The sequence below is a fragment of the Thauera phenylacetica B4P genome (genome assembly GCF_000310225.1).
In the GTDB taxonomy this organism is placed as follows: Bacteria; Pseudomonadota; Gammaproteobacteria; order Burkholderiales; family Rhodocyclaceae; genus Thauera; species Thauera phenylacetica.
This window is the reverse complement of the sequence record NZ_AMXF01000111.1, coordinates 1-12,971: the sequence shown is the minus strand read 5'-3', so window position 1 is coordinate 12,971 and position 12,971 is coordinate 1. Positions and strand designations below refer to the sequence as shown.

At 72.1% G+C, this 12,971-nt stretch carries 16 protein-coding genes; 4 read left to right on the top strand and 12 right to left on the bottom strand.

From position 1 onward, the window contains the following. The 5 genes from C667_RS13885 to C667_RS13865 form a co-directional block, all read right to left on the bottom strand. The coding region (locus C667_RS13885; RefSeq protein ID WP_004366215.1) for a phosphoethanolamine transferase domain-containing protein at nt 1-560 on the bottom strand (560 nt) is incomplete at its 3' end. 116 nt (nt 561-676) lie between these two features. Further along, nucleotides 677-1,996 (bottom strand): sensor histidine kinase, encoded by a 1,320-nt coding sequence (locus C667_RS13880; RefSeq protein WP_211207712.1) that lies wholly within the window; start codon nt 1,994-1,996, stop codon nt 677-679. Continuing rightward, on the bottom strand, nt 1,965-2,633 hold the full coding sequence (locus tag C667_RS13875; protein ID WP_004366211.1) for a response regulator transcription factor: 669 nt from the start codon (nt 2,631-2,633) through the stop codon (nt 1,965-1,967). The genes C667_RS13880 and C667_RS13875 overlap by 32 nt, the downstream gene beginning before the upstream one ends. A gap of 19 nt (nt 2,634-2,652) precedes the next feature. Continuing rightward, on the bottom strand, nt 2,653-3,570 hold the full coding sequence (locus C667_RS13870; RefSeq protein ID WP_004366209.1) for a cation diffusion facilitator family transporter: 918 nt from the start codon (nt 3,568-3,570) through the stop codon (nt 2,653-2,655). 4 nt (nt 3,571-3,574) lie between these two features. After that, nucleotides 3,575-4,033 carry a hypothetical protein gene (locus C667_RS13865; protein WP_004366208.1) on the bottom strand — a complete coding sequence of 153 codons (459 nt, stop codon included), beginning with the start codon at nt 4,031-4,033 and terminating at the stop codon, nt 3,575-3,577. 226 nt (nt 4,034-4,259) lie between these two features. Here C667_RS13865 and C667_RS13860 point away from each other — a divergent pair, with 226 nt between their 5' ends. From C667_RS13860 to C667_RS13845, 4 genes are all read left to right on the top strand, one after another. After that, nucleotides 4,260-5,600 (top strand): ferredoxin reductase family protein, encoded by a 1,341-nt coding sequence (locus C667_RS13860; protein WP_004366206.1) that lies wholly within the window; start codon nt 4,260-4,262, stop codon nt 5,598-5,600. 175 nt (nt 5,601-5,775) lie between these two features. Then, on the top strand, nt 5,776-6,192 hold the full coding sequence (locus C667_RS13855; protein ID WP_004366204.1) for a DUF1924 domain-containing protein: 417 nt from the start codon (nt 5,776-5,778) through the stop codon (nt 6,190-6,192). Nucleotides 6,193-6,212: 20 nt separating this feature from the next. Then, complete coding sequence (locus C667_RS13850; RefSeq protein ID WP_004366202.1) at nt 6,213-6,704, top strand: diheme cytochrome c; 492 nt, start codon at nt 6,213-6,215, stop codon at nt 6,702-6,704. A gap of 15 nt (nt 6,705-6,719) precedes the next feature. After that, nucleotides 6,720-8,048: a ferredoxin reductase family protein gene (locus tag C667_RS13845; protein ID WP_004366200.1), complete on the top strand. Its 1,329-nt coding sequence runs from the start codon at nt 6,720-6,722 to the stop codon at nt 8,046-8,048. Here the strand turns inward: C667_RS13845 and C667_RS13840 are convergent. From C667_RS13840 to C667_RS13810, 7 genes are all read right to left on the bottom strand, one after another. Beyond that, a complete protein-coding gene (locus tag C667_RS13840; protein WP_004366198.1) occupies nt 8,045-8,509 on the bottom strand; it encodes a periplasmic heavy metal sensor in 465 nt (154 codons plus the stop codon). The two genes, C667_RS13845 and C667_RS13840, sit on opposite strands and share 4 nt — an antisense overlap. Next, entirely contained in the window at nt 8,506-9,045 is a 540-nt protein-coding gene (locus tag C667_RS13835) for an anti-sigma factor (RefSeq protein WP_004366196.1), read from the bottom strand. The genes C667_RS13840 and C667_RS13835 overlap by 4 nt, the downstream gene beginning before the upstream one ends. Then, complete coding sequence (locus C667_RS13830) at nt 9,038-9,634, bottom strand: RNA polymerase sigma factor (RefSeq protein WP_004366194.1); 597 nt, start codon at nt 9,632-9,634, stop codon at nt 9,038-9,040. Before C667_RS13830 ends, C667_RS13835 begins: the two co-directional genes overlap by 8 nt. Before the next feature lie 48 nt (nt 9,635-9,682). After that, the gene (locus C667_RS13825; protein ID WP_004366191.1) at nt 9,683-10,180 is read right to left on the bottom strand and encodes a hypothetical protein; all 498 of its coding nucleotides are present in this window, start codon (nt 10,178-10,180) and stop codon (nt 9,683-9,685) included. A 169-nt stretch (nt 10,181-10,349) separates the two neighbouring features. Continuing rightward, the gene (locus tag C667_RS13820; protein WP_004366190.1) at nt 10,350-11,084 is read right to left on the bottom strand and encodes an ABC transporter ATP-binding protein; all 735 of its coding nucleotides are present in this window, start codon (nt 11,082-11,084) and stop codon (nt 10,350-10,352) included. A gap of 1 nt (nt 11,085) precedes the next feature. Next, on the bottom strand, nt 11,086-12,291 hold the full coding sequence (locus C667_RS13815) for an ABC transporter permease (protein WP_004366188.1): 1,206 nt from the start codon (nt 12,289-12,291) through the stop codon (nt 11,086-11,088). Next, a partial coding sequence (locus C667_RS13810) for an efflux RND transporter periplasmic adaptor subunit (RefSeq protein ID WP_039921584.1) occupies nt 12,288-12,971 on the bottom strand: 684 nt, incomplete at its 5' end. The genes C667_RS13815 and C667_RS13810, both read right to left, overlap by 4 nt.

Here is a 12,971-nt window from a genome sequence, read left to right as displayed (position 1 = left end):
AGCGCGCGCCGCAGCGGGCGCCGGCGCAGGCGCGCGCGCGCGAGCAAGACGAGCGGCGGCAGGGCCAGCGCGGCGACCTGCAGGAAGAAGCCGGGCGTGAGGAGCTCGCGCGCCTCGGCGAGGTCGGTGCGCAACACGTTGCGCAGCATGCTGGGGTCGAAATACACGCCGAAGTGACCGGCGTAGTAGCTCGACACCGCGGCCACGAGAATCAACCCGCCCAGCAGCGGTTTGGTCGTCCAGCGGTTGAGCAGCGGCGCGAGCAGCACGACGTTGAGCGCGGCGAGCGCCACGCCGAGCGCGAGCACGTAAAAAAGGCCGCCGCCCTCGCCGCCGCGGCTGGCGAGCAGGGCGCGCCAGAACGGGGTGTTGCAGGCGAACGCAAAATAGAGGCCGAGGCCGATCAGCAGGCCCTCGATCGACAGCTGCGGGCGCCAGCGCCGCGCGGCGGCCCAAGCGGAAGCGAACGGCGAAGCCCCCTGCGCGCCGCGGCCGACGGACGTCGGGGCGGCGGCAGAGGGCGCGCGGGGCGGGACGATGGACAGACGCGGTTCGGACATGGTTGCGCGGAGCCTGGGGAGGATCGGCGCAATCTACGCAGGCGCGCGTGAGGAAAGCGTGATGCGGGTGTGAGGAAAGTGTGAGCGCGATCTGCCCGCGCTGCGCCCGGTGGGCCTCAAGCGGCGGCGGGTTCGAAGTCGATCGTCAGGCAGGCGCCGCCGTCGGGACGGTTGGCGGCGCGCACCGTCCATCCGCAGGCGGTGCAGATGTGCTGCACCAGTGCCAGGCCGAGGCCGTGCCCCGGCTTGCCGCCGCCGCGGCGGAAGCGCTCGAAGCTGCGCATCGGGTCCTCGCTGCCGAAGCCGGGGCCGCGGTCGCACACGGCAAGTTGCCGCCCTTCCAGCACCACCTCGATCGCACGCCCTTCGCCGTGGCGCAGCGCGTTCTCCAGCAGGTTGTGCAGCACCAGCACCAGCAGGCTGGGGTCGGCGACGACCTCGGCCCCGGGGTCGATGCGGATGCTGGGCGCCTCGGCCTCCGCCGCGGGCGGGTGCAAGCGGGCCCAGGCTTGGCGCACCGCCGCGCCCACGTCGATCGGCTCGAGCGCCTGCGGCCGCGCCTCGCGGGCGAGTAGCAGCAGGCTGTGGGCGAGCGTGGTGGTGCGGTCGGTGGTGGCGATGATGCGCTCGGCGCGGCGGCGGGCCTTGTCGGAAAGCGCCGGATCGATCAGCAGCATCTCGGCGTCGCTGCGGATGCCGGCGAGCGGCGTGCGCAGCTCGTGCGACAGGTTGGCGTTGAAATCGCGCTCGCGAGCCAGCACGGCGGCCTGGCGCGCCTCGGCGCGGTCGAGCGCGCGCGCCACCACCAGGAGCTCGGCGTCGAGCCCATCCTCGGCGAAGGGCTCGCCATCGCGCCCCTCCTCGACACGTTCGGCCAGCGTCTCCAGCCCGCGCGTGAGCCGTGCGGCGATGGCGTACACGAGGAGGAAGGACAAGGCGGTCAGCACCAGGCCGCCAATCACCACCGTGGCGACCACGGCCGACTCGCGCTCGCGATGTTCGGATTCGTCGTAGATCAGCACGTAGCGCTGGCCGTCGGCCTCGCGCACCGCGACGTGCAACTCGCGCCCGGCGGACCAGTCCTCATGGTCGCCCACCGCGAGCGCGGCCAGCTCGGGGCGGAGCCCTTGCGGCGGCGTCTCGCCGGGGGCGAAGCGGTAGAGCGTCATGTTCGGCGTCTGCGGCCCGATCAGGGTGCCGAGGCGGCGGCTGTGCTCGATGCTGTAGTGCAGCTGCTCGTCGAGCGTGCCGTCGATGAACTCCTCCTCCATCTCTTCGTTGAGCCGCACCAGCGCGAGCGACTGCGCCACGATGAGCACGACCAGCACGGCCGTGACCGACACCGCGATGCGAAAGCGCATGCCGCCCGGCAGCCAGCGCCGGCCACCGCAGCGCGCACCGCCCTCAGCGGCCGACGAGCTTGTAGCCGAGGCCATGGACATTCACCACCTGGATGGGCGCGTCGTCGCCGAGGGCGCGACGCAGGGTGTGCAGCACGCTGCGCAGGTTGTCGCTGCTGTCCTGCTCGTGGCCCCACACCGCGATCTCGAGCTCGCGGCGCGAGAACACGCGCTCGGGCTGGGCGAGCAGCTCGGCGACCAGGCGCAGGGGCTTCGGCGGCAGCGTGAGCGGGCGGCCGTGCAGGCACAGCGCCTGGGTCGCGGCCCGGAACTCGAGCGCGCCGTAGCGCAGCACCGGGTCGGCCGCCCACACGGCGCTGCGCCGCGCCAGCGCCAGCAGGCGCACCTCGAGCTCCTGCAGCGCGAAGGGCTTCACCAGGTAGTCGTCGCTACCGGCCTCGAAGCCGAGCAGCTTGTCTTCCAGCGTGTCGCGCGCGGTCAGCACCAGGATCGGCGTGGCGCGGCCCTCGCTGCGCAGCCGGCGCGCGAGCGCGAGGCCGTCGCCGTCGGGCAGGTTGCGGTCGAGCACCAGGGCGTCGAACGCGCTGCGCGCGAGCAGCGCCGAGGCCGCCGCGATCGAGTCGGCGTAGTCGCACTGGTGGCCGCGCGCCTCGAGGTAGTCGTAGAGGTTCTCGGCGATGGTGCGGTCGTCTTCGACGATGAGCAGGTGCATCGGGAGGATGGGGTCTGGTCTAGGGCCGTGCGGCGGCCGCGCGGTCCGGGTGCCCTTCCCCGCCCTGCAGGATGGTCGGCGGGATGGGCTCGAGGTGGGTGGCGAGGCGGGTGCCGGTGCGCTCGAGCACGACGCGTTCGAGCGCATCGGCGACGGCGTGGGCCTCGGCGACGGTCCAGTCGCCGGGCACGCACAGCTCGATGTGGGCGAAGTGCAGCGCGCCCGCGGCGCGTGTGGTGAGCTTGCTGTGGAAGCATCCCGGGGGCGCGGCCTCGGCCAGCGTGCGCTCGATCGCCGCAACTTCGGCCTCGGACAGGGCGCGGTCCATAAGGCCGTCGATCGAGCGTCGCATCAGCTCCCAGCCCTCGCGCAGGATGTTGAGCGCGACCGCGCCGGCCACCACCGGATCGAGCCAGCTCCAGCCCGTAGCACCCGCCAGGCCGACGCCGCACACCACGCCCGCGGTGGTCCACACGTCGGCCATCAGGTGGCGTGCATCGGCTTCGAGGGCGACCGAGCGGTGCGCGCGGCCGACCTGCAGCAGCACGCGCGCGACCAGGAAGTTGATCAGGCTCGCGCCGACCGACAGCAGGGTGCCGAGCCCCAGTGCGCCGATCGGCTGCGGATTGAGCAGGCGCTCGCCGGCGGTGAGCAGGATGATCAGCGCGGCGATGAAGATCAGCCCGCCCTCGAACGCGGCGGAGAAGTATTCGGCCTTGCCGTGGCCGTACTGGTGATCCTCGTCGGCGGGGCGCTGCGCGTAGGACACCATCCACAGCGCAAAACCGGCGCCGGCCAGGTTGACCACCGACTCGAGCGCGTCGGACAGGTAGCCGATCGAGCCGGTCAGCCACCAGGCGCCGGTCTTCATTGCGATGGTGCTGAGCGCGGCGGCGAGCGAGAGCAGCAGGGCCTGGCGCGGCGTGATGGAGGTCATCGGTTCACAGGGCGGTGGGTCGGCTGGCGGAGCACCCCAGGGTCTCCAGGACGCGATTGTAGAGGCGTTGATCGTCTTCGAGGCGCTGCACCGCGAGCAGGCGGGCTTCGAGATGGGTGGCGCCGCGCACCAGGACCAGCGCGTCGCGCATGTCGCTCACCAGTTCGCTGGCCTGCGCGCGCTGCGTCGCCGGCGTCGGCGCCGGCAGGCCGGCCTGCAGGGTATCGAGGTGGGCCTCCAGCGCCTGCGCCAGGGTCTGGTAGGGCGCGGGCGCGTTCGCCTGCGCGGCGCCGCGCGCGCGCGCCTCGCGCACGTGAGCCTCCACGGCATCGAGTTCCTGGTGCAGCGCCTGGCAGGCCTGCGGCGACAGCGCCGTCGGTTCGTCCCCGGCTGCGCGGGCGTGGGTGGCGATCCCGGCGGCAAGCGCCAGTAGCAGCGTCGAAATCAAGCTCTTGGTCATCATTGGAAAGGCTCCGTGGTCGGGACAGCCCGCAGCATGCGGCCGCGATCCTTAAGCGGACCTGAACGGCCGGCCCCGGGACGGCGTCGCCATGCGATGCGCACCGGCCTTGTCCGGCGACAAGACCGGCGGCGGGTTCGGCGCGGATACTACCGGGAGGTGGCGCTCGACGAGGCACGCTGGCCGCGCCTCGGTGCGCGCACCGAAATGCGATCGAACGGAGAACATGATGAAGAACATCCGGTTTGCGTACGCGGCGCTCCTGCTGCTGCTCAGCCTGCTGTGGTGGATGGCCGATCCGCTGCTGCCCAACGGCTACGAATACTTCGCCCTGCGCACGGTGGCGATCAACTACACCGGCGTGATCGGCATCGGCGTCATGAGCGTGGGGATGATCCTGGCGCTGCGCCCGGTGCGGGTCGAGCCGCTGCTCGACGGGCTCGACAAGACCTATCGCCTGCACAAGTGGCTGGGCATCACCGGCCTGGTGTTCGCGGTGATCCACTGGCTGTGGGCGCAGGGCACCAAGTGGGCGGTGGGCTGGGGCTGGCTGGTGAAGCCCGAGCGGGGGCCGAAGCCGACGCTCACCGACCCCGTCGAGAGCTTCTTCCGCGCCCAGCGCGGCCTGGCGGAATCGGTCGGCGAGTGGGCCTTCTACGCGGCGGTGGTGCTGATCGTGATCGCGCTCGCGAAGCGCTTTCCGTACCGTCTGTTCTTCAAGACCCACCGCCTGCTGGCCCTCGCCTACCTCGCGCTGGTCTTCCACTCGGTGCTGCTGACGCCCTTTGCCTACTGGGCGCAGCCGATGGGCATCGTGCTCGCCGTGCTGATGGCCGGCGGCAGCGTCGCCGCCGTGGTGTCCCTGTCCGGACGCGTCGGCCATCGGCGCAAGGCGGTGGGCGAGATCGAGGAGCTGGTGCCCTTCCCCGACAACCGCGTGCTCAAGGTGGCGATCCGCTTCAAGGACCGCTGGCCGGGGCACGAAGCCGGGCAGTTCGCCTTCGTCACCTTTTCGACGGACGAAGGCGCGCACCCCTTCACCATCTCCTCGGGCTGGCAGGGGGACGGCCGCCTGTTCTTCCTGATCAAGGGCATCGGCGACTACACCGCCCGCCTGCGCGAACTGCTCCGCGTCGGCGACCTCGTCACCGTCGAAGGCCCCTATGGCCGCTTCGATTTCGCCAGCGGCAGCGTCGGCGGCAAGCGCCGGCAGATCTGGGTCGGCGGCGGCATCGGCATCACGCCCTTCATCGCCCGCATGAAGGCGCTCGCGGTGGCGCCCGACGGGCGCGAGGTCGATCTGTTCTACAGCACCGCCGAACCCGACCAGGAGTTCATCGCCCGCCTGCAGCGCGATGCGCAGGCGGCGGGCGTGAGGCTGTACGTGCTGGTGAGCGCGCGCGACGGCCGCCTCGACGTGGCGCGCATCTGCGACACGGTGCCGGGATGGGCCGAGGCGGACGTCTGGTTCTGCGGACCCGGCCGTTTCGGCCAGGCCCTGCGCGAGGGCTTCGTCGCCCGGGGCCTGCCGGCGGCCGACTTCCACCAGGAACTCTTCGACATGCGCTGAGCGCGGGCGGCGTGCGGGCGCATCGGCGCCCGTCCCCGCCGCTCCTTGGCGCACGCTCTTTCTCCGTTCAGGTTCGATTCAGTGGCGCACTTGCACACTGGGCTCGCGATTCCGGACGACTGGCATCCGCGATGCCCGTCCGGTCGAGTCTTCAGCCCGGATCAAGGAACGAACCATGAACAGCCAATTCCGCGCGTTTGCGCTGCTGTGCGGCCTCGCCGCCAGTGCCGGGGCGCTCGCCGCCCCGAGCACCGCCCTCCTGGAGCGCTACGCCGCCGAGGCGCGCGTCGCCGACCCCGCCTTTGCGGGTTTTTCCGCTGCACGCGGCGAAGCCCTGCACCGCACCCGCCACGGCCTCGGCAAGCCCGACACGCCCGCCTGCACCTCCTGCCATGGCGAGAACGCGCGCGCCGCCGGCCAGACCCGCACCGGCAAGGCCATCGAGCCGATGGCGGTGTCGGTGTCGGCCACACGCTACGGCGATCCGGCGAAGGTCGAAAAATGGTTCAAGCGCAACTGCAACGAGGTGCTCGGCCGCGAGTGCAGCGCACGCGAGAAGGGCGACTGGCTCGCCTGGATGAGCACCCAATAACGCCACCCCGGAGACCCGTCATGAAGACCCCCGCCCTTCGCCCCCTCGCCCTCGGTGCCGCCGCGATCGCCGTGACCCTCATGCTGCTCGGCCGCGCCCAGGCCGGCGACGACGACTTCTATCCGCCGGTCACCGACCCGCTCACCGTGCAGGAGTGCGCGAGCTGCCACATCGCCTTTCCGGCGTCGATGCTGCCCGCGGCGTCGTGGAGACGCATGATGGGCGAACTGGAGAACCATTTCGGCGACGACGCCAGCGTCGATACCGACACCACCGCCGCGATCACCCGCTACCTCGTCGATCACGCCGGCGACGCGCGCGGGCAGCCGGGCAAGCTGCTGCGTGGCCTGCGCCCCGGCGATGCCCCCCTGCGCATCACCGAACTGCCGAAGTGGGTACATGAGCACGACGAGGTCCCGCGCTCCGAGTGGACCCGCAAGGACGTCGGCAGCAAGGCCAACTGCACCGCGTGCCACATCGACGCCGCGAAGGGCTACTTCGAAGACGACTGAAGGAGGGACCGGATCATGAAACGCTTTCTGTCCGCCTTCATCGTCCTGGTCGGCCTGGCCTGGGGCGTGGAAATGCTATCGGCGACGGGCGCCGTCGCCAGCGCGCCGGGCAATCCCTGGGCGGTGCGCGAGCACGCGCTGACGCTCACCGGCCTGGGGTCCTTCGCGCTGATGTCGCTGGCGATGGTGCTCGCCACCCGTCCGGCCCGGCTGGAGCGCTTTTTCGGCGGCATGGACCGCATCTACCGTGTGCACAAATGGGCCGGCATCCTCGCGGTCGGCTTCGCGGCACTGCACTGGCTGGTCGAGCTCTCCGACGACCTCATCAAGACGCTGTGGGGGCGCGAGGGGCGCCTGCCCAAGGATCACGGCGGCGGCCTGCTCGAAGCCATGCGCGACGTCGCCGAGGAGCTGGGCGAGTTCGCGATCTACGCGCTGCTGGCGATGCTGGTGCTGACGCTGTGGAAGCGCTTCCCGTTCCGGATCTGGCGTTACGTTCACAAGGGGATGCCGGTCCTGTACCTGGCGCTCGCCTTCCATGCCGCCTTCCTGGCGCCGCTCGACTACTGGACGCAACCGGTCGGCGTGCTGCTGGCGAGCCTGATCGCCGCCGGCAGCGTCGCCAGCGTGCGGGTGCTGGCCGGGCGCATCGGCCAGGACCGCCGCGTCGGCGGTGTGGTGGAGTCGGTCCGCGACGCCGGCGCGGGCGTCACCGAGGTGGTCTGCCGGCTCGACGAGGGCTGGCGCGGACACCGGCCGGGGCAGTTCGCCTTCGCGACCTTCGATCGCCTGGAGGGTGCGCATCCCTTCACGATCGCCGGCGCCGACCGCGGCGACCATCGGGTGCGCTTCCAGATCAAGGCCCTGGGTGACTACACCCGCGGCCTCGCGCAGCGCCTGCAGCCGGGTCGGCCCATGCAGGTCGAAGGCCCCTATGGATGCTTCGATCTGCCGCAGTCGCTGGACGGGCGGGAGCAGATCTGGATCGCCGGCGGCATCGGCGTGACCCCCTTCCTCGCCTGGCTCGAGGCGCTGCAGGCGAGGCCGGAGCAGGCGCCCGACGTCGATTTCTACTACAGCGTGCGCGAGCATGCGACCGACCCCTTCGTCGCCCGCCTCCAGGCCTTGTGCGCAAACCTGCCCGCGGTGCGCCTGCACGTGATCAGCGGCGCCCGCAACGAGCGCCTCACCGCGGCGACGCTGCGCGACCGCCCGCGCGCGGGCGCGGCGCCGGAGATCTGGTTCTGCGGGCCGCACGGCCTCGCCACCAGCCTGCGCGAGGGCCTGCGCGGTCTCGGCATGGGCGGCGCGCGCTTCCACCAGGAGGCGTTCGAGATGCGCTAGCGCGTCGGGCGCGCGTGCAGGTCCTCGACCGTGGTGCGTGCCGGCGGCTGGGCAAGGAGCAGGCCGAGCAGCTGCTCGCGCTGGCGCACGTTGAGGATCGCGCGCTCGGCGATCAGCTGCTCGATGATCAGGCGCTGCTGGGCCTGCTGCAGCTCGGCGATCGCCGCACGCTCGGCTTCGATGCGCAGCGGGTCGATCGACTCGGCGAAGAGCGCTTCGACGAGGGCGTGGCGGTGACGCTCCAGGCGGACGGCGGCCGCCTCGAACTGCTGCAGGAAGGGCGCTTCGACCGCCTCCCAACGCGCGCGCTGCGCCTCGTCGAGCGCCAATACCCGATGAAGGGGTGGCGCCGGCGTGGCGGCGGCACCCGGCCCGAGCCGATCCAGCAGCACGGCGCCGAGCACGCCGAGGTTGAGCGCGACCGACAGCAGCAGCGCCATTCCAGGCTTGGTGGTCTTCATCGCGTGCTCCCGCTTGCGCCGCAGGCCCCGGCCCGCGGACAGAGATTTCCCGGTGGGACGGCGCCGAACACGCTCATGGCGGCCAACGTCGTGTTCGCTGCAGGCGGCGACCGCGGCGCTTCGAGCTCCATCAGCAGTCCGCCCAGCCACAGCCCGAGCCCGACGGCTGCGACGGAACCGGCGAACGGAGAGAGGCCGAAGCGCCAGGGCGTCGGCGGGCGGAGTCGATCCGCCCAGCGCACCCACCAGGGGCTCTGCCTGCGCTTGCGCGCGGCCGGCGTCGCGCCCGCCTGCAGGCGGTCGACCAGCTGTGCTGCCAGATCGACCTCGAGGCGGATGGCGGGGAGCGCCGCAAAGGCGTCGCGCAGGGCGCGCAATTCGGCGAGCCGGCGCGTGCAGCGCGGGCAGCCCGCGCAGTGCGCGATCAGTCCGGTGCCGGCCTCGGAGGGCAGGGCCGCATCGGCGAGGGCCGACAGCGCTTCGTCGGCGGGGCACGGCCCGGAAGGGCACGACCCTGTGGGACAAGAGCTATTCATGGGAGGCTCCGGTGTGCGGGTCGAAATGTTCGAGCAAGGCGCTGCGTGCGCGTGCGAGGCGGGATTTCACCGTGCCCTCGGCGATGCCGAGGACGCTCGCCAGTTCGCCGTAGGCCAGGCCCTCGACCTCGCGCAGCAGCAGGATCTCGCGGTGCTCGGCGGCGAGCCGCCGCAGCGCGCGCTCGAGCTGGGCCTGGCGTTGTCGGCTGGCATAGCGGGCCTCCGGCCCCGGGGCCTCGTCGGCGACCTCCAGGCCTTCCTCCAGCGGCGCGAAGCGCACCACCTGCCGGCGGCGCAACTGGTCGAGCGCCGCGTTGCGCGCGATCTGCAGCAGCCAGGTGGAGAAGGCCGCCTCGGGGCGCCAGCCGGGCAAGGCCTGCCAGGCCTTGACGAAGACGTCCTGGCTCAGCTCCATCGCCTCCTCGCGGGCATCGAGCATGCGGTGGAGGAAGCGGAACACGCGCTCCTGATGGCGGCGGACGAGCGCGCCGAAGGCGGCCACGTCGCCAGCGCGGGCGCGGGCGAGCTCGCGCGCCTCGCCCGTGTCCGCGCCCGCGTCCGCCCCACTGCTCGGACGCTCGCCGATCATGCGCGCGGGAGATCCGTCACCAGGCCGTCCTCCGCTGCCGCTGTCGAATCAGTGTCCCGTCTCCAGCCCTTTCCAGCCCGGGTGGTCGAAGTGCGCGGCGTAGTCGTCGAGGGTCTGCGCGAGGTGGACGACGCCCTCCTCCGGCTTCGTTCCGGCGGCGTGGCCGCCGATTACCTCGACGCCCTCGCCGAGCCTGCCGATGATCGCGTGCAGCACCTCGTCCGCCTCGGGCTTCAGCTTGCAGTTCTGCACGATGTAGGCGACCTGCCCTTCGACGCTCTCGGCCAGCGCGCGATACTGCGCGCCATCGAAGCGCCCCGCATGCACCTGCGGGATGGCCCGCGCGAGCGCGTCGCGGATCGCCTCCATGCCGGTTCTGAGCGCGGCGTCGGTCTGCCATCTGGCGCCGTGGTCGAGCTGAAGGACCGCGGCGTGGGTATCGTGGCGATGGCTGTCGGCCGCCACGGCCGGGGTGATGGACAGCAGGCCGGCGAAGATCGCGACCGCGCCGCAGGCCAGCAGGCGGGAGGAGGAACGGGATTGCATGTCGAAGAGGTCCTTTCGTCGTGGGTTCAGGGGGCGGAATCGCCTTCCTGCACAATGAAACGAAGCGCCGCGCAAAATGTTCCATGCCCCGAGGCAAAAACCTTCCGCGCCGCACTGCCGGTCGCGCGCGGCATCGCGGAACCCGCCGACCTCCCCACACGAGCGGCCTTCACCCGGCCGCGCGCACCAGCCGCCCCTCCCCCGCCTCCTCGTGCGTCACCCCGTCGCGGATGTGGTAGATGCGCTTGAAGGTGGGGATGATCTTCTCGTCGTGGGTCACCACGATGATCGCGGTCTGGAACTGCGCGGCCATGTCGTTGAGGATGCGCACCACCGCCATCGCGCGCACGCTGTCGAGCGGCGCGGTGGGCTCGTCGGCGAGGATCACCGGCGGACGGTTGACCAGCCCGCGGGCGATGGCGACGCGCTGCTGCTCGCCGCCCGACAGCTGCGAGGGCATGGCCGCGGCGCGGTGCGAGATGTCGAGCGCGCCCAGCAGTTCCAGCGCCCGCGCCCGCGCCTCGGCGTTCGGCACCCCGGCGAGCATCGGCAGCAGGGCGACGTTGTCGGTGACGTCGAGGAAGGGGATCAGGTAGGGCGCCTGGAACACGAAGCCGATCTTGTCGCGGCGCAGGGCGCGCAGGTCGCGCACCTTCCAGCCCGCGTCGAAGATGCACTCCTCGCCCAGGGTCATGCGCCCCGCGCTGGGGTCGATGACCGCGCCGAGGCACTTCAGCAGCGTGCTCTTGCCCGAGCCCGAGGGGCCGATCAGGCCGACGACCTCGCCCGGGGCGACGCGCATGTCCACGCCCTTCAACGCATCCACCGCGGTGTCGCCCTTGCCGTAGCGCTTGGTGAGGCCTTCGATCAGGATGCCCTTGCCGGCGCGCGTCGCGCGGTCCATGTCAGCCTCCGATCGCTTCGGCCGGATCGACGCGCAGCGCGAGCCGGATCGACACCAGGCTGGCGAGCACGCAGATCGCCATCACCGCGGCGAAGCCCGCCACCGTGTCGGCCGGCACCAGCAGCACGTACTTGGGGAAGAAGGGCGCCGACCAGGTCGCGGCGATCTTGCCGACCACGAAGCCGATGAGCCCGAGCGCCACCGCCTGCTGCAGGATCATCGCGGCGATCGTGCGGTTGCGCGTGCCGATGAGCTTGAGCACCGCGATCTCGCGGATCTTGTCCATGGTCAGCGTGTAGATGATGAAGGCGACGATCGCCGCGCTCACCACCGCGAGGATGACGAGGAACATGCCGATCTGGCGCGCCGAGGTGGCGATCAGCTTGCCAACCAGGATGCCCTCCATCTGCGCGCGCGTATATACGGTGTGGCGCTGCCAGCGCCGGATGGATTCGGCCACCTCGTCGGGCGCGTGGCCGGGAGCGAGCGTGACCAGCACGGCATTCACATAGGGGTTGGCGCTCTGCGAGGCGAGCACCGCGTCGAGCAGGCCGGGCACGCCGGGACGGTTGAGCGCCGGGTTGGCCTCGGTGCGGCGGCGGCCCTGCAGGATGGCGTCGTTGTCCTTGAGGAACTGGGCCTCCTGCGCGTCCTTGAGCGGGATGAACACCATCGGGTCGCCCGCCGAGGACACCATGCGCCGCGTGAGCCCGACCACGGTGTACTGGTTGCGCCGGATGCCCACGCGCTCGCCGAGGCGAAGGCCGCTGGCGACGTCGGCCACCGCCTCGTAGTGGCCGCGGGTGATCTGCCGCCCGGCGACCAGGTAGGGCGGCCAGCCCGGCGTCGATCCCGCCTGGCCGGCGGCGATGCCGACCACCATCGCGCGCACGTCCTCGCTGCCCTTGCGCACCTGCATGGTCAGGTAGGTGATGTTGGCCGCGCCCGCCACGCCACGCTGGCCGAGCAGGCTGCGGTAGAGGTCGTCATGGACGCTGGAGGACTCCGCGTAGGGGCCAAGCGTGTCGCGCTGCACCACCCAGAGGTCGGCGCCGCTGTTGTCGAGCAAGGCCTTGCCGTCGTCGACCATGCCGCGATACACGCCCGCCATCACCAGGGTGACGCCGATCAGCAGCCCCAGGCCGATGCCGGTGAACACGAACTTGCCCCAGCCGTGCAGGATGTCGCGCCCGGCGAGGCTGATCATTTGGCGCCTCCGTCCAGCGCGGCGACGACCTCGATGCGGCGGCCGGCGCGCAGCGCGCCTTCGCTATAGACGACGATCTCGTCGCCCGCCGCCAGGCCGGCGCGCACCTGCATGCGCCCGTCGAGATCGCTCGCGCCCAGCTGCAGCGGCACGAAGCGCAGCTCGCCCTCCCCGCGCACCTGCCACACGCCGACCACGCCGGCTTCGCGCCGCACGGCGGCGTTGGGGATCACCGCCGCGGCCGGCAGCGGCGGCAGCGCCAAGCTGACCTCGGCCAGCTCGCCGAGCGGCGGCATCGGTTCGGGGAGGCGGTCGAAGACCACCTTGGCGAGCATCTCCTCGGTCACCGCGTCGGCCTTCGGCTCCACGCGCAGCACCCGCCCGGCGAGCGCCTCGCCGCTGCGCGAGCGCAGCACGACGCGGGCCGGCAAGCCGGCGGCGAGGCCGCCCGCGTTGACCTGGTCGAGGCGCAGGTCGACCCACAGCGTCGCCGGATCGACCACCTCCACCACCGCCTGGCCGGCCACGACCGTGGTGCCCGGCTCCACCTCGCGCAGCGTGACCACGCCATCGACCGGCGCGAGCAGACGCAGGTTGGCGAGCTGGGCCTGCAGCGCGGCGCCCTCGGCGCGTGCCCGCGTGCGCTCCTCGCGTGCGGCGGCGAGGCCGGCCTCGGCCAC

Bases quoted from the DNA above. Each gene is read 5' to 3' on its own strand.
- C667_RS13880 (WP_211207712.1), bottom strand. From the start codon at position 1,996: ATGGCCTCGGCTACAAGCTCGTCGGCCGCTGAGGGCGGTGCGCGCTGC.
- C667_RS13875 (WP_004366211.1), bottom strand. From the start codon at position 2,633: ATGCACCTGCTCATCGTCGAAGACGACCGCACCATCGCCGAGAACCTC.
- C667_RS13870 (WP_004366209.1), bottom strand. From the start codon at position 3,570: ATGACCTCCATCACGCCGCGCCAGGCCCTGCTGCTCTCGCTCGCCGCC.
- C667_RS13865 (WP_004366208.1), bottom strand. From the start codon at position 4,033: ATGATGACCAAGAGCTTGATTTCGACGCTGCTACTGGCGCTTGCCGCC.
- C667_RS13860 (WP_004366206.1), top strand. From the start codon at position 4,260: ATGAAGAACATCCGGTTTGCGTACGCGGCGCTCCTGCTGCTGCTCAGC.
- C667_RS13855 (WP_004366204.1), top strand. From the start codon at position 5,776: ATGAACAGCCAATTCCGCGCGTTTGCGCTGCTGTGCGGCCTCGCCGCC.
- C667_RS13850 (WP_004366202.1), top strand. From the start codon at position 6,213: ATGAAGACCCCCGCCCTTCGCCCCCTCGCCCTCGGTGCCGCCGCGATC.
- C667_RS13845 (WP_004366200.1), top strand. From the start codon at position 6,720: ATGAAACGCTTTCTGTCCGCCTTCATCGTCCTGGTCGGCCTGGCCTGG.
- C667_RS13840 (WP_004366198.1), bottom strand. From the start codon at position 8,509: ATGAAGACCACCAAGCCTGGAATGGCGCTGCTGCTGTCGGTCGCGCTC.
- C667_RS13835 (WP_004366196.1), bottom strand. From the start codon at position 9,045: ATGAATAGCTCTTGTCCCACAGGGTCGTGCCCTTCCGGGCCGTGCCCC.
- C667_RS13830 (WP_004366194.1), bottom strand. From the start codon at position 9,634: ATGATCGGCGAGCGTCCGAGCAGTGGGGCGGACGCGGGCGCGGACACG.
- C667_RS13825 (WP_004366191.1), bottom strand. From the start codon at position 10,180: ATGCAATCCCGTTCCTCCTCCCGCCTGCTGGCCTGCGGCGCGGTCGCG.
- C667_RS13820 (WP_004366190.1), bottom strand. From the start codon at position 11,084: ATGGACCGCGCGACGCGCGCCGGCAAGGGCATCCTGATCGAAGGCCTC.
- C667_RS13815 (WP_004366188.1), bottom strand. From the start codon at position 12,291: ATGATCAGCCTCGCCGGGCGCGACATCCTGCACGGCTGGGGCAAGTTC.